Source organism: Roseofilum reptotaenium CS-1145, from assembly GCF_028330985.1.
GTDB lineage: Bacteria > Cyanobacteriota > Cyanobacteriia > Cyanobacteriales > Desertifilaceae > Roseofilum > Roseofilum reptotaenium.
In genome coordinates this window covers 55,275-76,138 of sequence record NZ_JAQMUE010000019.1, presented here as the reverse complement: position 1 = coordinate 76,138, position 20,864 = coordinate 55,275, and the positions used below count along the sequence as shown (strand labels likewise).

General features: G+C 44.5%; 15 protein-coding genes. 6 read left to right on the top strand and 9 right to left on the bottom strand.

All coding sequences use genetic code 11. The features are described 5' to 3' along the window. Window positions 1-199: 199 nt before the first annotated feature. Window positions 200-6,250 carry a hybrid sensor histidine kinase/response regulator gene (locus PN466_RS02500; protein ID WP_271936690.1) on the bottom strand — a complete coding sequence of 2,017 codons (6,051 nt, stop codon included), beginning with the start codon at window positions 6,248-6,250 and terminating at the stop codon, window positions 200-202. A 205-nt stretch (window positions 6,251-6,455) separates the two neighbouring features. Here PN466_RS02500 and PN466_RS02495 point away from each other — a divergent pair, with 205 nt between their 5' ends. After that, a complete protein-coding gene (locus PN466_RS02495) occupies window positions 6,456-6,854 on the top strand; it encodes a Fur family transcriptional regulator (RefSeq protein WP_271936688.1) in 399 nt (132 codons plus the stop codon). On the opposite strand, the gene PN466_RS02490 is transcribed toward PN466_RS02495, so the two are convergent. After that, on the bottom strand, window positions 6,843-7,880 hold the full coding sequence (locus PN466_RS02490; RefSeq protein WP_271936687.1) for an SPFH domain-containing protein: 1,038 nt from the start codon (window positions 7,878-7,880) through the stop codon (window positions 6,843-6,845). The genes PN466_RS02495 and PN466_RS02490 overlap by 12 nt on opposite strands. A gap of 33 nt (window positions 7,881-7,913) precedes the next feature. After that, a complete protein-coding gene (locus tag PN466_RS02485) occupies window positions 7,914-8,351 on the bottom strand; it encodes an NfeD family protein (RefSeq protein WP_271936685.1) in 438 nt (145 codons plus the stop codon). A 124-nt stretch (window positions 8,352-8,475) separates the two neighbouring features. Here PN466_RS02485 and PN466_RS02480 point away from each other — a divergent pair, with 124 nt between their 5' ends. The 4 genes from PN466_RS02480 (at window position 8,476) to PN466_RS02465 (ending at window position 13,705) form a co-directional block, all read left to right on the top strand. Beyond that, the gene (locus PN466_RS02480) at window positions 8,476-10,299 is read left to right on the top strand and encodes a PP2C family protein-serine/threonine phosphatase (protein WP_271936683.1); all 1,824 of its coding nucleotides are present in this window, start codon (window positions 8,476-8,478) and stop codon (window positions 10,297-10,299) included. A gap of 146 nt (window positions 10,300-10,445) precedes the next feature. Continuing rightward, on the top strand, window positions 10,446-10,694 hold the full coding sequence (locus PN466_RS02475; protein WP_271936681.1) for a ferredoxin-thioredoxin reductase variable chain: 249 nt from the start codon (window positions 10,446-10,448) through the stop codon (window positions 10,692-10,694). 150 nt (window positions 10,695-10,844) lie between these two features. Continuing rightward, on the top strand, window positions 10,845-12,137 hold the full coding sequence (locus tag PN466_RS02470) for a hypothetical protein (RefSeq protein ID WP_271936679.1): 1,293 nt from the start codon (window positions 10,845-10,847) through the stop codon (window positions 12,135-12,137). A 44-nt stretch (window positions 12,138-12,181) separates the two neighbouring features. Continuing rightward, on the top strand, window positions 12,182-13,705 hold the full coding sequence (locus PN466_RS02465; protein WP_271936677.1) for a CHAT domain-containing protein: 1,524 nt from the start codon (window positions 12,182-12,184) through the stop codon (window positions 13,703-13,705). Between the two features lie 9 nt (window positions 13,706-13,714). Here the strand turns inward: PN466_RS02465 and PN466_RS02460 are convergent, their stop codons facing one another. Further along, complete coding sequence (locus tag PN466_RS02460) at window positions 13,715-14,554, bottom strand: pentapeptide repeat-containing protein (RefSeq protein ID WP_271936676.1); 840 nt, start codon at window positions 14,552-14,554, stop codon at window positions 13,715-13,717. A gap of 328 nt (window positions 14,555-14,882) precedes the next feature. Here PN466_RS02460 and ilvD point away from each other — a divergent pair, with 328 nt between their 5' ends. Continuing rightward, on the top strand, window positions 14,883-16,562 hold the full coding sequence (gene ilvD / locus PN466_RS02455; RefSeq protein WP_271936674.1) for a dihydroxy-acid dehydratase: 1,680 nt from the start codon (window positions 14,883-14,885) through the stop codon (window positions 16,560-16,562). Window positions 16,563-16,740: 178 nt separating this feature from the next. On the opposite strand, the gene PN466_RS02450 is transcribed toward ilvD, so the two are convergent. From PN466_RS02450 to PN466_RS02430, 5 genes are all read right to left on the bottom strand, one after another. Next, a complete protein-coding gene (locus PN466_RS02450) occupies window positions 16,741-17,076 on the bottom strand; it encodes a DUF5615 family PIN-like protein (RefSeq protein WP_271936673.1) in 336 nt (111 codons plus the stop codon). Window positions 17,077-17,079: 3 nt separating this feature from the next. After that, window positions 17,080-17,382 (bottom strand): DUF433 domain-containing protein, encoded by a 303-nt coding sequence (locus PN466_RS02445; RefSeq protein WP_271936672.1) that lies wholly within the window; start codon window positions 17,380-17,382, stop codon window positions 17,080-17,082. Window positions 17,383-17,433: 51 nt separating this feature from the next. Further along, window positions 17,434-18,753: an anthranilate synthase component I family protein gene (locus PN466_RS02440; protein ID WP_271936671.1), complete on the bottom strand. Its 1,320-nt coding sequence runs from the start codon at window positions 18,751-18,753 to the stop codon at window positions 17,434-17,436. 109 nt (window positions 18,754-18,862) lie between these two features. After that, the gene (locus tag PN466_RS02435; RefSeq protein ID WP_271936669.1) at window positions 18,863-19,855 is read right to left on the bottom strand and encodes a pentapeptide repeat-containing protein; all 993 of its coding nucleotides are present in this window, start codon (window positions 19,853-19,855) and stop codon (window positions 18,863-18,865) included. A gap of 52 nt (window positions 19,856-19,907) precedes the next feature. Next, window positions 19,908-20,771 (bottom strand): hypothetical protein, encoded by an 864-nt coding sequence (locus PN466_RS02430; protein ID WP_271936666.1) that lies wholly within the window; start codon window positions 20,769-20,771, stop codon window positions 19,908-19,910. Window positions 20,772-20,864 lie beyond the last annotated feature (93 nt).

The following is a 20,864-nucleotide window of genomic DNA, read 5'->3' as shown; positions in this document are numbered from 1 at the left end:
GCATTAATCCCTAACACTCTTTGGGTTTCCTGGGGATATTGTCGCAGAAACTCGTCAATATTGCTCATGATTTTATCTTCGGTAAAATTGAATTATAACACACTTTTTTACTCTAGTATTATTTTTAGGAGATGTCTAATGTATATAATTGAGGTGAAAAACGGTTTTCCTATTACCTATGACTGCGCGAAGCACTGTATCAAAATTGTTGAATGAATTCAACGATCGCCCGATCATTGAAGTCTGCGGCGAGTTGCAAAACCTGATGAGCAAACTTACAATAGCGAGAATCCATATCTATCAGTCGTTTCGCTTCCTCTTCAATCCCTACAATATCGCCAATGCGTGCTGCTTTGAGTAACCGCTCTAACTCCTCAACAGGAGGGACAGCTTCCTCTGTATCGGTCTGTGTGCTGGTGGGAACAGTTGTCTTTTCATATACCCACTCCAAATTAAGAGACTTTTGTAAATAATCTAGCAACGCTTCGATATCAATCGGTTTAGGAAGAAAACAATTACATCCGACCTCCACACTTCTCACTTCATTGTTACCTATAATACTTGCAGAAGAAACAATAATAACGGTTTTTTGAAACTCTTCTAAAGTGCGTAACTGTCTAGTCATTTCCAATCCGTCTAAGACAGGCATCACTAGATCAGTAATAATTAAATCCGGTTGAAACACTCTGGCTTTATTAACTCCCACTTCACCATTTTCTGCTTCTTGACAGTCAAATCCAAGGGGAACTAAGAGATCTAACAATATCCGCCGATTGACCGGTTTATCATCCACGATTAATAGCTTTTGTACTCGTCCTTGATAGCCGATAATTTGACCGTGATGATTCAGAGTTGATGAATTAACCCATTTAGTAGCTATAGACAATTCTACATCAAAGAAAAAGGTACTGCCTTTTCCCAGCTCACTTTTTACTTGAATCTCACTGCCCATTAAATTTACAATTCTCTGGGAAATAGCTAGTCCCAAACCCGTTCCTTCTGCTCGTCGCAATTGAGAACCCACTTGCTCAAAGGCAATGAAAATTTGGGGTAACTCTTCTGAAGCAATGCCTACGCCCGTATCTTGGATAGAAAAGTGGAACATTGATGAGTGCTCTTCTGCTGATGGATGACGGGTAACAGAAAAAACGACACTCCCTTGGTCTGTAAATTTAATCGAATTGCCTAACAAATTCAGTAAAACTTGACGTAACCGTTTTTCATCAACAATAACAGCCATGGGTAAATTGGCATCCACCTGATAATCAAAGAGTATCCCTTTCGCTTCTGCGCGAATCCGAGACATTTCAGCAATGGCTAACAAGAATGAAGATAAATGGAGTTCTTGGGGATTCAAATCCAATTTACGAGCTTCAATTTTGGAGATGTCAAGGACATCGTTAATTAAATTGAGCAGGTGAGTACCCGATTGTTCAATAATATCTACACCATATCGTTGGTCATTCAGGTTTTTGGCTCGTTTCATAATTTGGGTATAGCCCAGGATACCATTGAGAGGCGTGCGTAATTCATGACTCATGTTGGCAAGAAATTCGCTTTTGGCTTGGTTAGCTGACTCTGCTTGTTCTTTAGCTTTTTCTGCCTCTTCTTTGGCTAAGGCCAATTCCTGGGTGCGTTCTTGGACTTTTTGCTCTAGGGTGTGGGAATACTTTTCCAGTTGACGATAGAGCGTTGCATTTTCAATGGCAATGGAGACTTGCGCCGTGAGCAATTGCAACACTTCTTGCAGATTTTCGGTAAACGCTCCGATGGTTTGGTCGTTTTCAAGGTAAAGAATACCCAAGAGATTTTCAAGTTTGAGAATGGGTAAACAGAAGATACTTTTTGGTTGTTGATGTTGTAGGTAAGGTTCCCGACTCCATCGTTGTTCTTGGCTGATATCTTCTATTGCCAAAGGTTCTAAGGTATTACGAACGTAGCGAATGAGAGAAGCTGGGACATCGGGACTATTATCTAAGGGATGTTTGGGGAAAGATTCTGTGGTTTGTTCTCCCGTTAAAGTGGCTAAAGCTTCTACACACCAGTGAGTTTCTGTGGGTAAAATTAGGGCACATTTGGTTGCTCCAGCATTTTCCATCAGCACTCCAGCGAGTTTGGCGATGAGTTGCTTTTGTTGTAATTCGCTCGATATGGCTTGACAGGCTTTAAGAATGCTGGCTACATTGAGAGCGCTGGAGGTCGTACTTGTATTAGTACTGGTTCTTGTTTTGCTGCTGGAGGTAACGGTAGGAAAAGGAGCAGCGATAGTTTCTTGGGTACTCAGTTGGATGCCTGGGTTGGCAAGAATGGGTTGGAGAAGTTGGGGATAGCAAGCCATAAGATGGTCAGTTTTCGCCTTAGCTCCCCAGCGAGCATAACCGTAATAAGCGTGTTGCATATGGGAAGCAGCTAGAGACTCATTTCCTTGGTTAAGGTAGAATTTAGCGATCAGTTCATTGGCTAAAGCTTCTTCTTGAATATAACTGTTTTCTTTGGCTCCAGTGATCGACTGATGATAGGACTCAAGAGCTTGTGTTGACTGTCCTAAAATCCGATGTTTTTCGGCTCTGACTAAATCTAATTTATGTTGAAAATTCATCGGGGCGTGATGTGCCCAATAACGTAATTTTTCCTCCTCGCTGTTAACTTTTTGTAGTATTTCTGCTTGCTCTGAAGGTGTGAGATCTGGATAAATAGCTAACTGTGCTAGAGCTTTGTAGAAATACAGGATGCTTAAAGTATACATAGGGGGAAGAGCATCCATATATCCCTGAACGAAAACTGCACATTCAACTGCTTTTGGAAAGTGTTCAAAGTGATAACTGAGCCAGAGTTGATAAATATAAGCATAGGCGATCGCACCAGTATCGGCTGTTTGTTCATGAATGGGCATCATGCTGTCGATGTCATAGACCTCACCCTGTAACGACTCTGGCGTTTCTGAGCCGTGAACGAGGTTAAGAATAGCTTGATAGACTATCCTGTGTTTGGCGACAATCGGCTCTAACTTGATTTGACGACAAAATTCGAGATAAATAATGAGTTCTTGTGCCAGATCGGGTAAATGATCGCCGACAAAAAAGGCATAGACCATGTAAGCAATCGTTGAATAGCCTGCAAACTCAGTATCACCATTTTCTAAGCCACTCTGATAGCCTTTCAATAATCCGGGTTGACCTTCTCGGAGGTGGTTTTTCCAAAAACCAATAAATCCATGGAAGTTCATCAATACTTTAGATTCCATTTTTTTATCGGCTTGTTTTTCTTGGATTTCTAAGGAGAGTTGACCAAAAAGATAACCTAACTCAATGTTCTGTTGCCCACAGAGCATGAATCCATAAGTTCCATACGCAAATGGGGAAAATGCACTATTTCCATATTGAATAGAAAGCAATAACTGTTGACAGATAATCAGGGGAAATAGAGAGGGTTGAGCAATGGATGTGGGTGGAATAACTAAGCCTAAAATTTCTACTGCTTCCTGTTTATATGGATCGGTCATGACCGGTAAATTGACCAGTTTTTGAAAAGACTTACGTTCACATAAAGATTGAGTTTCAGCTAATACGTGTTGAAGGTGTTCTGGGGTGGGAGATTCGGGAATAGTTACGCCTAAATGGGCTAAGGTTTCTAAGGCGGTTTGAACCGATCGCAGGGGTTGGTTCTGAGCCATGAATGCTAGGATTTTGATTTTGAAGATGGGAACCTGGTCTAAAAAAGATGCGGCATTCTCTAACACCTGTTGTCCCAATTGCTCCATTTCGGCAAACTCCGCTTGAAGATAAGCGGCTTCCGCTGCACCAATCAATAATGCTAAGGTGAGATTATACTGAGTTTTCCAGGGCAGATCGGGTAATAGTTGAATCCCAATTTTTAAGTAGTCTAGGGCTGTGGTGTAGGCGGTGGCGGCTTTGGCTTTTCGTCCGGCTTGTAAGTTTAACTGGGCGAGTTGGAGGCGATCGCCTTTCTCAACGAGCAATTCTCGCCCCTTATTCAACTGATTCACAATGCTAAAATGTTGCTCTTCCTGGTCTTCTGAGGATGTTCCCTGTAACAGGAGTTGGCCAATTTTTAAGTGAGTGGCGGGTTTTTCGGCTTCCGGAATCAGGGAGTAAGCGGCTTGTTGAACGCGATCGTGGAGAAAACGATAGGTCAGAGAGCTGCTTTCATAGAGGGGTAAGTCTTGGGTGATATCGGCTTGAAAGAATTTACACACTTGTGTGGTGGGTACAATTAAGCCTTCTTGGAGAGAAATCCATAACTCGTTGGTCATCTCTAATGGCGATCGCTCGCAGACTACAGCTAGGGTTTCTAAATTAAATTGGTTACCAATACAGGCAGCCACTTGTAGGACTTCTTGGGTTAAATTGGGTAATTTTTCTAGCTGGAGTGCCATAAATTCGGCGACATCATCACTGATGGTTAGCGATCGCACTCCAGCTAAATCGCACTCCCAGTACCCTAAATTAGCTTCAAAGTGAATAAAATCTTCACTATGTAAATACTTGAGAAACTGATTGGTAAAAAATGGATTCCCCTGAGTTTTCTGGTAGACTAAATGAGTTAACGGTTGGGCTAATTCCAAAGAACATTTGAGAGTATTAGCAATTAAGCGATTAATATCTTCAAGGCTTAAAGGCGCTAGAGTAATTGTCTGGAGAGATCGCCCCAGTTTATTTATCTGTTTCACCGTTTGCATCAAGGGATGAGCTGGAGACACTTCGTTGTCTCGATAAGCTCCAATTAATAAGAGATGACCATTATCTTGAGACCCCAGAAGCAGTTGAATAATTTGTAAAGATGTATTATCTGCCCATTGTAAATCATCTAAAAAAATCACTAGGGGATGGGCTGGTGTTGCTAGGATACCAACAAATTTCTGAAACAAGCGATTAAAGCGATTTTGGGCAGCAGTTCCCGTAAGTTCTGGAATGGGAGGTTGAGGGCCAATGATCTTTTCTAGTTCGGGTATAACTTCCAGTAAAGCTTGTCCATTTTCTCCCAAAGCTTCTAGAATATTGGCTTGCCAAGTTTTTAAACTTCGATCGCTTTCACTGAGTAATTGTTCAATCAGCTCTCTAAAGGCTTGAGAAATCGCACTTAAGGGAATATTACGATTAAATTGGTCAAATTTCCCTTTAATAAAATACCCTCGCTGGCGAACAATGGGTTTATGAACTTCATTGACGACGGCAGTTTTTCCTATCCCCGAAAATCCAGCAACGAGCATTATTTCAGGATGGGGAATCTGCCGTGAGAAGTCGGCAGTCGGGGAAGAGTGGGCAACACGCTCAAAGGCATCGAGTAGAGCTTGTACTTCTGTCTCGCGTCCGTAGAGTTTTTCGGGGATGGAAAAGCGATCGCAAATATCGCGCCCTGCTAACTCAAATGGGGCGATTTCTCCTGTTGTTTCTAATTGGTCTAGACATCGCTCTAGATCGTATTTTAACCCCAAAGCACTCTGATACCGATCTTCGGCATTTTTTGCCATTAATTTCAACACAATATCCGACAAAACCGCAGGGATTTTTTTCCGAATGCCGACTGCGGACTCCCCACTCCCTAATTCCTCTGGCATTCTGGCAATATGGCAATGCACCAATTCCATCGGATCTTGGGTTTCAAATGGCAATTTACCCGTTAACAATTGATAAAAGGTGACACCTAAAGAATAAAAATCACTCCGGTAATCAATTCCCCGGTTCATCCGTCCAGTTTGTTCTGGAGAAATATAGGCTAGAGTTCCTTCTAAACCACTCGGGTTAATGAGCTGTTGTTGTTCTTTGGGGAGTAGGGTAGAGATACTGAAGTCGATGAGCTGAATGGTTTTGGTTTCTGGATGAATTAAAATATTAGCAGGCTTAATATCTTTATGAATAATGCGGTGTTGGATTAAATCCTGTAGAGCTTGTGCCAATTGAATGGCAATGGATAAGAACTCCCTAAGATGGCGATCGCACTTTTCCCAATAGTTCCACAGGGCGATCGCCCCGCGATCGGGCATAACCAGGGCATATCCATTACCGAGCTGCTCTAGAGCTAGGGGTTGAACGATATAATCGGACACCAGATGACGAGTAATGGTATATTGATTACGAAAGCGAACTAATTCGTTAAATGTAGGGTTAGGATTGCGGAGTACTTTGATAATGACTGAACTCTGATCACTTTGTTGAATCCCTTGATAGACTAGGGTACGATGTCCACTGTAAATTATAGAACTTTCTTCATAGTCCGGTAAGTTCAACATTTTATTTTCTCCGAGTTATCATTAGTCAGAAAAAGGATAGGAATAAGACATAAATTGATGCTGGAATTATCGTAATTGATAATCTGGGTTAAGATTAGCATATACAGATCGTCGATTGAAGAATAGTCTCAAACCCGTTATCATAAACAATTACTCGTGCTTTTTATATCAGTGAGGGGTGAAAAGCCTATCTCATGGACTGGTCATGACATCTAAGTATACTCGCAGTCAACAAAAAATTATTACACTTCTCAAAGGCATTCAGCGATCGCTCTCTGCTCAGGATATCTATGTTGAACTGCGCAGTCGCAGTCAAACGACTGGACTAGCCACTATCTATCGCGCTCTAGAAGGACTCAAACAAAAAGGTGCGATTCAATCTCGCACCTTAGCTAATGGGGAAGCCGTATATACTTCTATTGAACAGGATCGACACCATTTAACTTGTTTAAAATGTGGTCAGTCAATTATGCTCCCTGAATGTCCAGTCCATGACTTAGAAATCGCTCTACAACAATCCTACGAGTTCAAAATTTTTTATCATACCCTGGAGTTCTTTGGACTCTGCGAGAAATGTCAACTGTTACCCACTTCAGAGCTTTGAAGAGGGCGATCGCAAAGCTTGTAAATCTTGGTCTAACTCAGAAGGTATCGTATTCAACTCTCCTGAGTCTAATGAAGTCGTTGCATCACCAACAATTGAGCGCATTCCTTCTAGGGCAGACGGAATACTCCGAGGGTCCATAAACATCACCTTACTGCTCTCGCTACTGCCTATTTGCATACCCATTTCCATGTAGTTTTGGGCAATTAAAAATTGCAGTGCATCCTTTGCCCTTGGATCGGTTTTCAGCATCTTCGTCACAATTTGCATGGCTTCGGCTGTTCCTTGGGCTTTTAATACCGCTTGTTGCCGTTCCGCTTGCGCCCTTAAAACGGTTGCTTTTTGTTGCGCTTCTGCATCTAAAATCGCTGCTTTTTGTCGCGCTTCTGCATCTAAAACCTGAGCTTCTGCCCGACCTTTAGCACTGTTCACGGCAGAATCTCTTTCTCCTTCCGAAGTTAAAATGGCTGCCCGTTTTTTGCGTTCGGCTGACATTTGCAGCTCCATGGAATCTTGGACTGCCTTAGAGGGAACAATATCGCGCAATTCCACCCGCGTGACTTTGACTCCCCAAGGATCGGTAGCAATATCCAACTCTCGCAACAGGACTTCATTCACTTCTGAACGAGCCGTAAATGTTTGATCTAACTCTAATTTCCCCATTTCAGCCCGAATTTGAGTTAGGACTAAATTGGTCATCGCTGCGTGTAAATTTTCTACCTTATAATAGGCTTTTTCTAAATCCATAATCCGCCAATAGACCACCGCATCCACGCTAATCGATACATTATCACGGGTAATACATTGTTGGGCGGGTACATCGAGAACTTTTTCACGAATCGTTTCCTTAAAGGAAATGGACTCAACTACAGGCATCAAAAAATTTAATCCAGGTTCGAGTTTCTTACCATTATATTTGCCCCAACTTTCCACGAGCATTTGTTCGCTTTGCTTCACAATTTTAACGCAAGATAAAGCACTACCACCAACAAACAAAGCAATCAGTATACCAAATAGTTCACCCATGAGTAGACCTCCAGAGAATTAAAATTAGATAATTTAAGAATTGAGCATTTTTTGGGGAATCACAATTAACGTATTCCCTTCTCGACGGAGAACATAAACCATTTCCTCAGCGGCGATCGCCCCTTGGGGATCGTCACATTTCGCCCGCCAAGAATTCCCTTCATATAACACCCGTCCCGATTGACCGGGTAAAATTTGAGTTAAAGTTTGTGCTTCTTTGGAATCTTGAATACTATAGGCAGTCCGTTTCGGTAAGAGTTTGCGAGATCCTAAGACTAGCCCCAAAGAGAACACCATCCAGAGGCCAATTTGTATCCCTAACCCCAGTTGAGGAAGCAATAAGGCAACTCCAGCCACCGCAAATGCTCCAAGTCCCATCATCAGCTCAATAAAAGCTGTGGGGGTTACCAGTTCCATCATACAGAGGATAAAGCCAGCAATCAGCCAAATAAATATAGGATTGAGAGCCATGCCGATTTATGAACACAGGGTTGAGTCAGAAAAGAGGATCGATGAATCCCTGAAAATAGCCTAATCTATGCAAAGAGCGATCGCGTCGAATAATTAACCTAATCTTTAGGGTTGGAGGGTTTGTATGAACACATCCAAGTGCTATCTCTGGGCAGTTAAGGGATCGTCAGTTCCTGTGGGGGAAATTGTCGCTAACCGATATCAGGTGGTTGGGGCCCAAATTTGGCAGGATACTCAACCTCAAAGCTTACCCCTGATCCCCGATCGCTCCGATCCAAAAGTATTAGCCTATTTACATCTCTCTTCCTATCTTCTCCATCTGCCCCAACTCTACGGCGGTGTGGAAATACCCGGTCATCCCCTCATCTTATTGCTCGATCGCATCCCTATCACTCCAGAAGGAACCCTCTACCCCTCCATTACCGAAGTTTGGCCCCAAACTTCCCCAGTACGTCAAGTCTATTGGTTATGGCAATTAAGTCAACTCTGGAACCCCTTAAACGCCTTTCGAGCTGGGGCGAGTTTGCTAACGGCAGAAAATATCCGGGTGCAAGGCTGGCGAATTCACCTACGAGAATTAATCTTTACTTCGTCACCCCCGAGTGTAGCCGCCCTCTCTCGCTGTTGGCAAACCTGGATAGAGGGTTGTAGTTCCGATATCCAGGAACGACTGAGTACCTTATGTCAGGAGATTGAGGAAGGTAAACGTTGGGAGACGATCTCGGCTTCCTTGAATCAGATGTTATTAGAATTAGCGGCAGAATTACCTTTAAAAATTACGACTTCTGGGGGAACAGACGCGGGCACGGTGCGATCGCATAATGAAGATAGCTGTTATCCAATCGCGGTTTCCCAGAATGGCAATCTTACCCCAGAATTCGATCGGATTCGGGAATTGGCGATCGTTTGTGACGGACTCGATGGCCATGAAGGGGGCGAAGTCGCCAGCGAGTTGGCCGTGCGCAGCGTCAAATTACAAGTACAAGGATTACTCTTAGAATTGGCAGAACAAACGGAAGTGGTCGAGCCAACCATCTGGATTGACCATATGACCTCTGTGATTCGCATTGTTAATAATCTGATTGCGACCCAAAATGATATGAAGGGGCGCTCTGGCCGGGAAAGAATGGGCACTACCCTAGTGATGGCTCTGCAAATTGCCCAAACGGTAAAAACAGCCTTTGGTTTAGATTTTCCCAACGCCCACGAACTCTATTTAGCCCATGTCGGCGATAGCCGTGCCTATTGGATTACGCCCGATTATTGTCAATTATTAACCCAGGATGATGATTTTGCCCATTGGCAAGTGACGAAAGGCGAGTGTTGCCACCGTCAAGCCGCCGCTCAGGATAATGCCATGCAACTGATTCAGGCCTTGGGAGTGCAACATGCCGATAACCATGAATTAGTACCCCATGTGCAACGGTTGATTATCGAAGAAGATGGGCTTTTACTCTTATGCTCCGATGGATTAAGCGATCGCCAGACTATAAAACAATATTGGCAACAAGAGATTCACCCCATTTTTGCGGGTCAGATTACGTTAGAAGAGGCCGTTCATCGCTGGTTAGAGTTAGGAAGATCGGACCAGAATCCCGATAATGTATCGGTGGTCTTAATGTATTGTCAGGTTGCTCCACAAGAGGAGAGAGAACCGTCCGTTCTCCAGTCAGGAACTGAGCCAAAATCCTTATCGACAGGAACGATTAATGCCGAGTTATCTTTACCCGAATCTCCAGAGTTTGTTTTTCAGCAAGTAATTCCAGAACCTAAAGCAGAGCCAGCACTAGCGGCTCCTCAACTGGAAAAACACCCATCCAAGCGAGTTGGGGCAATCGTTTGGGGATTACTCTTACTATTACTCCTGGGAGCCGGGTTTGGACTCTGGTATTCCGGGTTAATTGAGATTCCTGGGTTGAATGCTCCGCAACCTAGACAGGAGGACTAATTTTGTTTTCCTCTTCTCTAGGTTGCCTATCGAGTCCTTGCGTACACTGAGTTCCACTTTTATGAGAGAATCAAAGATTGTACTCAATTAACAAAAACGTTAACTGAAAAGCAAGTTGAGCTTATATTATTGTGGAGCAAAAGTATATGAGTGTAAAAGTTGGCGATCGCGTTCGGGTCAAAGCACCTTTAGTTATTTATCATCATCCCCGACATCGCAATGAACCGTTCGATCTCAAGGGTGAGGAAGGGGAGGTGATTGATTTAGCCTCTACATACAATTGGAAAGGTGAAGAAGTGAGCATCAGTGCGAATTTCCCTGTCGTTGTTCAATTTCCAAACATTGGTAAGCGGTTTAAAGCCCATTTGAAAGAAGATGAATTAGAAGTCATTTAATGGGGAATCGGGAATGGGGAATAGGTAAGGGTTTATCTATGCGTCCCCGTATCCCCGTGTCCTCGCTTCCCCCATTCTCCCCACTCCCCACTCCAGTGTTACAGTAATGGGTATCCTGCGATCGCACCCTAGCGTAAATGTAGCAAGTCTATGGCAGATGTAATCGTTAAATCATCTCTGCTCCGAGGTTTGGTGTTGAGTGTCGTGAGTGGCATTCTGATTAAGGAAAGTTTCGTAATCTACCAAAATTCTCAAAATCATCGTTCTCTCCCTCCTCCTATCTCTGTAAGCCTGAATTCTGAGGAGGATTACATCCCTCCTCCTATTCCAGAAAATTACCGGTCTGAACTCACCGAACCATTCTCCCTATTGACGTTACCCAGTCCCCCAGATCGCTGGTCAATTCAATTACCTCCTGAGTCCGAACTAATTGCCAATTATGAACAATTGTGGGTTGGCTCGCTTCCCCCAACGATTACAGATCGGACCGAGATCGATCGTCGTGTAGATTCGCCTCAAGTTGAATATCGTACTCTTTCGGCAACCCCTTCAATCCCGGCCAAGAATTCCCATCAACGGGTCGGGGATGGACAAGCAGGGGGGAATAAAGAATATCATAAAGAGTATCTAAAGGCGATCGCTGCTCCCCTTCCTCTCGCTCAAGCACCAGAAATCCCTCCTACATCTGGTTCCCTCAGTCCCGATACCACTCCAGCAAACCTGGAACCCTTCCAACCCTCAGTCCTTCCGCTCTCCCGTCCGACTCAAACCCCAGTTGCTGCCTCTCCAACCACGACGGTTATGATTCCCTCAGCCTATGGTCAACAGTGGGGAACAGTGGGAGTGGCGTTAGGCGTACAATCCCGTACCCGCTATACAGATGAGGCAGATGCGGGATTAGGTATTGGGATCGGATTAGGCAATCCCCAAACTGGAGTGGGAGTGGATGTAGGGGTGAGTATTGTTGATTTAGTGGGAGATACCGCCCAAGATGGAGCTGTGAGTCTGAAAATCCATCGCCAACTGCCCCAAAATTGGGCGATCGCCGTTGGAGTCCATAATGCTCTTCAATGGGGCGATACAGATGGCGGTTCGAGCGTCTATGGAGTGGTGAGCAAACGGTTCGATCTGCGTGAAAATGTCTCCGCTCCCTTTAGTCGGGTCTATGTCTCTGCTGGAGTGGGTGGAGGGCAATTTCGTTCAGAAGACAATATTATGGAACAACACGATGAAATAGCCGTATTTGGGGGGGTTGCGGCCAGGATTGTACCTTCGGCAAATGCGATCGTTGAATGGACCGGTCAAGACCTAACCCTTGGCGCATCCATCACTCCCGTCTCTACACTTCCCCTCGTCATCACCCCCGCTGTAACTGATATTACCGGCAGTGCTGGCGATGGCGGCCGTTTCATCTTAGGAATTGGCTATGTTTTCTCGTTTTAAATCTTAAACATAATGACTTTTACCGGCATCAAGTCCTAGAAGCTATGAAAATTCATCATTTTTGGGTCTGGTTCATCTCCATTTTTCTTGTCCTTCTCACCCATTCATCCCTACAAAACGCCTACTCCCAAACCGGCAATCAATCTGATGTCACTGGCCCTAATCTTCAAGAACTCTTATCCTTTCCTCCTTCAGAATCTGATAATTCTTCTGGGAGTAACGATAACACCTCATTCAAAGACGTAGAAATCGCTCGAGAAGCCTTTGAAAGCCAATTTCTTCAATCCGATTTTGAACAAGCCATTCAACTGTTTGAAGAATTTCAAGCCGTCGAATATGCAAAATATTTCGATCTCAAACTCTATGGCCGAACCGCAACCACTTGTGAAATCGCACAAATCCTCGATCGGTTAGCCCAAAACACCCAACAGCGATCGGCCATCGTTTATATGGTTTCCCTACAAAACGAATTGAATATACTTACCATTTTTCCTAAAAATGATGCTTGTTTCTCTCCCCAATTATTAAACAAACAAAAATCAGAATCCTCTCCATTTGCCCAAATAAAAACACAAGACATTTCCCGCTCCTTTCTAGAAGCAACTATCAATAAATTTAACCAAGAAATTACCAATCCACGAAAAATCAGAACCACCAGCTATGAACCCTATGCCAGTCAACTCTACCAAGGGTTGATTCAACCACTAGAACACTCCTTATCTGCTCAGAACATAGACACCTTAATCTTTTGTTTGGACAAAAAACTTCGCTCTCTTCCCATTGCTGCCCTCTACCATGACCAACATTTTCTGATCGAAGACTATCAGATTGGTTTAATTCCCAGCTTTAGTCTGATCGATCCAGCCTATCGTTCCGTTCAATCAGCTACATTATTAGGATTTGGCGTATCGGATGGAGGGCGAAACCAGGAATTACCCCCCTTACCTGCGGTTCCTGTGGAACTTTCTTGGCTGCAAAAAATTTGGCAAAGTCAAACCTTTTTAGACCGACAAGCCACCGTTGCAAATTTACAGGAATATAGCAAAACTCCAGATACTCGGATGATGCATATTGCCACTCATGCCGAATTTAGACCCGGAGATATCAGCAACTCTTTCATTCAATTATGGGATCGCAATGTGGGATTAGATCAATTGCGTGAATTATCTCAAGATTCTCAATGGAATCAAAATCCTAGGGTTGAACTTTTAACGCTCAGTGCTTGTCGCACAGCCCTAGGAAGTGAAGAAGCAGAATTAGGGTTTTCTGGATTAGCTTTACAAGCAGGAGTTAAAACTTCTCTTGGCAGTTTATGGTATACTTCTGATGAAGGTTCACTGGCATTAATGGCAGAATTTTATCATCAACTTCAGAATTCAACCGTTAAAATTACTGCCTTAAGACAAACACAATTAAAGATGATTAATGGTTCGATTAATATCCGTGAGGGTCGTCTTCATCTCTCTTCAGATTTAACGATTGATATACAAGATCAATTTTCTAGATCCCAAACCTTTAATCATCCCTACTATTGGTCAGCGTATACCTTGATTGGCAACTGGAATTAATTGCGATCGCTACTCATGGGTGGAACCATCGGGCATAATTGCACTGGTCATATCCGTATTACGCAAATTTGCCTGATTGAGTTTAGCATCAATCATCATGGCTTGAGCTAGATTTGCCTCTCCCAAATTTGCCCAATTTAAGTTGGTCCGAAACAAATTCGCCACTCGCATATCTGCTTGTCGCAACGTGGCCCAACTTAAGTTTGCCTGACGAAGATTGGCTTGATATAAAATTGCCAACCTTAAGTTGGCCCCACTAACATTCGCAAAACTCAAATCTGCCTTGGTTAGATTCGCTTCCTCTAAATTCGCCCCACTGAGCATCGCATTGGTGAGATTAACTTCTTCCAAATGAGCTTTAGTTAGTAAGGTATACGTGAGATTTGTCCCTTCTAAATTGGCCTTAGTTAAAATTGCTTCATCCAACTTGGATCGAGTCAAGGTTGCCTTACTTAAATTGGCATCATAAAGGCGAATTTCTGTCAAAATCGATTCACTGAGATTGGCTTGGGTTAAATTGGCTCCTGTTAAATCTGCTTCATGTAAATCAGCCCCTCGCATCCCTGCCCCACTCAAATTGGCTCCCATTAAATTAGCCCCTTGAAGATTGGCACTAATCAAATTAGCCTCTTGTAAATCAATCCCGCTCAAATTTGCGCCTCGTAAGTCCGATTCTCTGAGATTAACCCCCTTGAGTTTGGCTTTACTCAAATTGACTTGTGTTAATTGTGACTCTCGTAGATTGGCTTCGTTAAGAGCAATACCAACTAAAAGCTGGCGACTCAGATCCACTTGGCGAAAATCTCGTTGTCCTTCGGTGTATAATTGCTTGAGTTCGTCTAGATCCATGGGTTAGCGTTAGGCTTGAGTTGCTGGAGAAAGGGAAAAAGTTAAAAGAAGCCTATGGAAAATTTTAGAGTATCATACTGGCTCTAACTAAAGAAGCGGTTTAACTCAAAGGTATATTCAAAGGGTCATCTCTTTTGAGACAATAGGAAGGAAGAGTATACAGCAGTTTCTTTGGGTATGCGGTATACCTGAATCCCCCCAAATCTCCCTCTTGAAAAGGGGAGCCTTTTACTGCCCTCCTTAAGGGGCGTTGGGAGGGATTAAAGCATATCTCAGAAGATTGTCAAGTGCTGTAAATCTTATTTCGTTGTAAGCAAAGGATATCAGGATGGCTGATAATTTTAGAAGTCAAGTGGTTACCCAAGGTGTGCAAAGAGCGCCTAACCGAGCAATGTTGCGAGCAGTGGGGTTTAGTGATGAGGATTTCACGAAACCGATTGTCGGTATTGCCAATGGCTATAGTACGATTACGCCCTGTAATGTGGGTTTGAATGATTTGGCTGTGCGCGGGGAAAGCGCTCTCAAGGACGCGGGGGCTATGCCCCAAATGTTTGGTACGATTACGGTCAGTGATGGGATTGCGATGGGGACGGAGGGAATGAAGTATTCCTTGGTCTCTCGGGATGTGATTGCTGATGCGATCGAAACGGCCTGTAATGGTCAGAGTATGGATGGGGTTCTGGCGATTGGGGGTTGCGATAAGAATATGCCAGGGGCGATGATTGCGATCGCTCGGATGAATATTCCAGCCGTGTTTGTCTATGGAGGAACGATTAAGCCCGGTCGGTATAAGGACTGCGATCTAACGGTAGTGAGTGCCTTTGAGGCGGTGGGGCAACATAGTGCGGGTAAGATTGATGATACGGAATTAAAGGGTATTGAGGACAATGCTTGCCCAGGATCGGGATCGTGTGGGGGAATGTTTACGGCGAATACGATGTCTTCGGCCTTTGAAGCCATGGGCATGAGTTTACCCTATTCTTCGACGATGGCGGCTGAAGATGAAGAAAAAGCTGATAGCACAGCAGAGTCGGCTAAGGTGTTGGTGGATGCCATTCGTAAGCGCATCTTACCTCGCCAAATTTTAACCCGGAAGGCGTTTGAGAATGCGATCGCCGTCGTCATGGCTGTGGGAGGATCGACGAATGCGGTCTTGCATTTATTGGCGATCGCCCATGCAGCCGGTGTAGAGTTAACTCTGGATGACTTTGAAACGATCCGCGCCAAAGTCCCCGTGATCTGCGATTTAAAACCCTCGGGTCGGTACGTTACCGTCAATCTCCATCAAGCCGGTGGTATTCCTCAAGTGATGAAGATTCTACTCGACCATGGCGTACTTCATGGGGATTGCCTCACCGTCAGCGGTCAAACTATCGCCGAAATTCTTGCCGATGTCCCTTCAACTCCCAGGGAAGACCAAGATGTAATCCGTCCCTGGAATAACCCTATGTATACCACTGGTCATTTAGTCGTTTTGCGGGGCAATTTAGCCACTGAGGGCGGCGTGGCCAAGATTTCTGGCGTAAAAAACCCCAAAATCACGGGGCCAGCACGGGTGTTTGAATCTGAGGAAGACTGTTTAGCTGCCATCCTCGCCGGTAAAATTAAGCCTTCTGATGTGATTGTGGTGCGCTATGAAGGCCCCAAAGGTGGCCCCGGAATGCGGGAAATGTTAGCTCCCACCTCAGCGATTATCGGTGCAGGATTGGGCGATTCTGTGGGTTTAATTACGGATGGTCGCTTTTCTGGTGGAACCTATGGCATGGTCGTCGGTCATGTGGCTCCCGAAGCAGCCGTCGGTGGCGCGATCGCCTTGGTTCAAGAAGGCGATACTATCATTATTGACGCACCAGAGCGCCGTTTAGAACTCCAGGTTTCCGATGAAGAGTTAGCCCAACGTCGCGCCCAATGGAAACCCAAGGAACCGGCTTATACCAGAGGTGTGTTAGCCAAGTATGCCAAGTTAGTGGCCTCGAGTAGCAGAGGTGCAGTTACCGACGATTTGTAACTCTATCGGTTCTGATTTCACGGTAGGGTGGGTAAATACCCACCCTACGTGCTACAATTGCATTAAGGCAAGCGCTCCAGAGCCATGTACTTTGACTTCCGAATCGCTAGATTTAATTGACCCTGCAAGGTGGGTAACGCGGCTAAAAATAGGGAGATGGGAGAATGGGGCGATCGCCTTAAATAAACTCAATATGCCTATACATAGATTCTAGAGTTTGGAATTGTGAGATTTGTACAAGAGACAAGATCATTTCTCCTATTGAGCGTTTTCCTTGCTGACAATAAACAATTCCAGCATGTTCTACACCTCGACGATGAAGCCGAAGAAAATCGGCATCATGAGTAAAGACGACACGAGACTGTACTAAAGCAAAAGCAACTTGCTCTTCATCAGAAGCGCCCAAAAGCCCAACTTGAGCCGTTACGGTTACATCAAGTCCACGTCGTCTCAATCCCTCAGCGATCGCGCCATCTACGTTTTCATCCAAATGAAACTTAATTGATTCTTCCATATCTTATATCAAGCGGGGATTGGGCATCTTGGAAGGAATCTCGGCTTGCATCTGCTTAACCAACTCTTCATCCTCACGAATATGTTGCTTAATTTCTGAGAAATGGTCATGATAATAAGCCAAGGCAGCGTAAATATCAGACAAAGTAAGCGTTGGATAGCGTGAAGTAATTTCATCTGGAGACATTCCCATATATTCATGCCAAATGACAATATCTTGAACTCGAATCCGACGGCCCAGAATACGAGGTCTACCCCCACATATTCCAGGGGTGATTTCAATATGTTCGGAAATAACAGCAGTCATAGGAGGTTCGATCGTATCTAATTGGCATCTATTTTAACCTTGAAGCCTTGATTATTCCAAAACTAAATTGGTTAACATGGTATTCATTTTATTCACCGATTCAATATACTCATTTTGGGCAACGGATTCGGCCATAATCCCTGCGCCCGCATTGAGATAAATCCATTCTCCATATTGATAGGCTGACCGAATGGGAATGGCTAAATCCGCCTCTTCTTGAGAGTTAATCCAGCCGATCGCTCCTGCATAAATGCCCCGTGGTTCCGTCTCTAAGCGATCGATCCAGGCGATCGCCACCTCCTTATCAATTCCTGAAACCGTAACTCCCGGAAACAATACTCTCAGAGCATCCCAGAGGGATTGATTGGCACACAATTGACCTTGAACTTGGGAGGATAAGTGCTGTACCCATCGGTATTGCTTCACTTGCATAAAATCAACCACTTGCACCGTTCCTGGTGTACAGATCTTCTGCATTTCATCCTGAACTAACCAAATCGAAAGGGCATGTTCTTTCACCTCTTTCGCATCGGCAAATAATTCGCGTTTGAGCCGTTCGTCCGCTTCTGGAGTCTCTCCCCTCGGACGAGTTCCTGCGACGGGATTGGTCATTAAGTTTTGTCCTTTTAAGGGATTGTGGGATAATTGCATTAAAATTTCTGGGCTAAACCCCACCGTCCTTACGCCAGGAAGGTGCAAACCATAGGAACGAAGGGCCTGATTCTGTTGATTTCCCAGGATATAGGTTCCTAAAATATCTAAATTGCCCTTAAGTTTCACAGAGCGAGAGAGAATTGCCTTATGTAACTCTCCCTGATGAATTGCGCCTTGCAAAGCCTCTACCTGAGTTTGATAATGATCTCGATCCGTAAATACCCATTCAGGTGTTGTCCAATGCTGAGGCCTTAAATCTCCTGAATCCCGTAGCAGATTACAGAGGAGTTCTGGAGAGTCTAAAGTACGCAACAGAATCTGATGGGGCCGAATAATCACTTCCGTCACAGGTACAAAAAAATACAGTAGGGGTCCAGCGATCGCCTTATGATAAGGATAATAATACCGAACTAAATCAAAACTAATGTAACCGTAGGCTGTCCATTGTTCTAGAGGAATCGACCCGAATGCCTTTTCTACTTGCTTAAACGGATCGTCAACCGGAAAATAGCGATCTCCAATCAGCCCCTGGAGTGTGACTTGCTGGAGATCCACAGAAACGGCGATCGCCCGATTGCCAGCAAAACGGATCTCTTGCTCACTCTGATACACACCGTATTCAGAAAAGAGCCTAGACTCAATTAACGTCTGTAATACACCTAATGGTTCCCTCTGACCAGGGAGTAACACTTCATTGTAAATCCAGGTTCTGCCCATGTTTAGTAAAAGACAGCAAGGGGTAAGAGGGAACAGTGCCGCGATAAGCCTTTTCGATTGTCCCATCTATCGCCAACTCTGGTCAATTCAATTCAACCGGTTCTGGTAGTTAACGCTTAATTGAACCATCTGGCAACGTTGCTCCCCGCAAGGTTGCCCCCATCAAATTGGCGCTACTCAACTCCGCATTAAACAAATTTGCCTCAGCTAAACTTGCCCCACTCAAATCTGCTCGTCCCAAATAAGCATCAATAAATTCTGCTTTCTTCAAAATCGCATTGCGGAACGTTACTCGACTCAAATCTGCCCGATTCAAACGCGCCATGGTTAAATCCGACTCATCCAGATTGACTCGATTCATCTTCGCATCGGCTAACAGAGCGCCCTGCAAATTCACCCGCATTAAATCCGCATCAATCAAATTCACCCGTTCCATCTTCGCATCGGTCAAATTGGCATAGCGTAAATTGGCCTGACTCAGCATGGCTTCTGTCAAAAAGGCTCCCTGCAAATTCGCTCCTTGCAAATTCGCCCCTGTTAAATCCGCCTCTCGCAACGTCGCCTCAGTTAAATTCGCTTCACTAAGATCCACCTTAGACAAATCGGCCCCCGACAAATTCACCCCTCGTAAATCCGCCCGATGCAAGGTAGTTCCCCGTAAAAAAGACATATAGGCGCGGCGCTCTTCCCGTAAATTCGCTCCCCTCAAACAAGCCCCCGTTAAATTAGCGCCACTTAAATCTGCCCCTCGTAAATCGACTTCCACTAAATTAGCATCGACTAAATTTGCCAAGGTCAAATCCGTCATCCGCAGATCTGCCTTATGCAGGGTAGTCCCGTGTAAATCGGCATCATGTAACTTCGCTGAAGTCATACTCGCTTGGGTTAAATTCGCACCTCCCAATTGAGTCCCCATTAAATTGGCCCGATTCAAGTTAGCTCGATTGAGATAAGCAAACATTAAATTGGCCCCTTGCAAATCTGCTTGATACAAGTAAATGCCAATCAAATCTGCTCCTCTCAAATTGACTCGATTGAGCTTTGCACCGGCAAATTTTTGTTCTCCAGCTTCATAGCGTTGAATCAGTTCTTGAGCATTCATATTCCCTCTTCATCACTTTTGATAGATAGTTGTCCAATACAAAACAATCTTGCTATTGGGAATTCGATATACGACGAGTCGATTCAGGTTCTTGACCAGTAGCGTTAGAGTCTGAGGAATTTTGAACAATTATACCGGTTAACTCACTCGGATTACGGTAAGCTTTTGCCTGATATATGACATCTTCCATTCCGGGTTCCCAATCTTGATAAAACCGCCCCATACATTGGATAATAGCTCCGGCTGCTTGATTACATTCACTCGGTTCATCTTCGGCATTATTGGCTGTAGCACAAAGACACTCTCCTAATTTTGCTAAGGTTTCACATTGTTCATAGATGCCGTAAAGTAGGCCATCTAGGTTTTCGGCTTTTAGATTCACCCAATCCTGTTCTTCTAAACGGGATTTTTGGTGTAAGGCTGAAAATAAGACCATTTTAGCCCTGAGAGGATTGGTGTATCGCATCAGTTCTAACCGCAGATTGAAAGGGTCATAACCGGTGCGAATTTGAGTGTTTACGGGAGGGTCAACCACAGAGATAGAACGGGGCAGGGGTTGATTAGAGGCCAGGGTAATATGGGTTGGGGGTGCAGCATAGACTTGGGTGGCTTCCTCAGTATCGGGATAGACTTTGCTTAAAATAAGGACGATGTTGTGGGCGATCGCCTGATATTCTTGTCTTTTGTTGAGGGTATTGGCAATCCGCTCGAGCGCTTCTCTGAGATCTTCTAAGGTGGGATATTTCTTAATGACTGATTTGAGTAGATCGGGTAAAACTATGGCTCGTAAGCGTTTGGCATCGTTTTCCCAGATATCTTGCCAGGCGCACACTAACATTTTCTTCATCCGAAGCGCTTCGGGATGACGTTCGATTTCGTTGGTGATTTGTGGTAGAGCGGAGGGTATGGAAAGCATGATTAGCAGAGGTCGTGTTCTTTTGGCTTGGGAAAGTCATGGCGGGTAGAGCAAATCCCGTGATTCCCCAGAAGGGGGTTGGTTTTTATTTTA

What these genes read in the sequence shown, in the direction of transcription:
- PN466_RS02500 (WP_271936690.1), bottom strand. Translation starts at nt 6,250, where the DNA reads ATGTTGAACTTACCGGACTATGAAGAAAGTTCTATAATTTACAGTGGA.
- PN466_RS02495 (WP_271936688.1), top strand. Translation starts at nt 6,456, where the DNA reads ATGACATCTAAGTATACTCGCAGTCAACAAAAAATTATTACACTTCTC.
- PN466_RS02490 (WP_271936687.1), bottom strand. Translation starts at nt 7,880, where the DNA reads ATGGGTGAACTATTTGGTATACTGATTGCTTTGTTTGTTGGTGGTAGT.
- PN466_RS02485 (WP_271936685.1), bottom strand. Translation starts at nt 8,351, where the DNA reads ATGGCTCTCAATCCTATATTTATTTGGCTGATTGCTGGCTTTATCCTC.
- PN466_RS02480 (WP_271936683.1), top strand. Translation starts at nt 8,476, where the DNA reads ATGAACACATCCAAGTGCTATCTCTGGGCAGTTAAGGGATCGTCAGTT.
- PN466_RS02475 (WP_271936681.1), top strand. Translation starts at nt 10,446, where the DNA reads ATGAGTGTAAAAGTTGGCGATCGCGTTCGGGTCAAAGCACCTTTAGTT.
- PN466_RS02470 (WP_271936679.1), top strand. Translation starts at nt 10,845, where the DNA reads ATGGCAGATGTAATCGTTAAATCATCTCTGCTCCGAGGTTTGGTGTTG.
- PN466_RS02465 (WP_271936677.1), top strand. Translation starts at nt 12,182, where the DNA reads ATGAAAATTCATCATTTTTGGGTCTGGTTCATCTCCATTTTTCTTGTC.
- PN466_RS02460 (WP_271936676.1), bottom strand. Translation starts at nt 14,554, where the DNA reads ATGGATCTAGACGAACTCAAGCAATTATACACCGAAGGACAACGAGAT.
- ilvD (WP_271936674.1), top strand. Translation starts at nt 14,883, where the DNA reads ATGGCTGATAATTTTAGAAGTCAAGTGGTTACCCAAGGTGTGCAAAGA.
- PN466_RS02450 (WP_271936673.1), bottom strand. Translation starts at nt 17,076, where the DNA reads ATGGAAGAATCAATTAAGTTTCATTTGGATGAAAACGTAGATGGCGCG.
- PN466_RS02445 (WP_271936672.1), bottom strand. Translation starts at nt 17,382, where the DNA reads ATGACTGCTGTTATTTCCGAACATATTGAAATCACCCCTGGAATATGT.
- PN466_RS02440 (WP_271936671.1), bottom strand. Translation starts at nt 18,753, where the DNA reads ATGGGCAGAACCTGGATTTACAATGAAGTGTTACTCCCTGGTCAGAGG.
- PN466_RS02435 (WP_271936669.1), bottom strand. Translation starts at nt 19,855, where the DNA reads ATGAATGCTCAAGAACTGATTCAACGCTATGAAGCTGGAGAACAAAAA.
- PN466_RS02430 (WP_271936666.1), bottom strand. Translation starts at nt 20,771, where the DNA reads ATGCTTTCCATACCCTCCGCTCTACCACAAATCACCAACGAAATCGAA.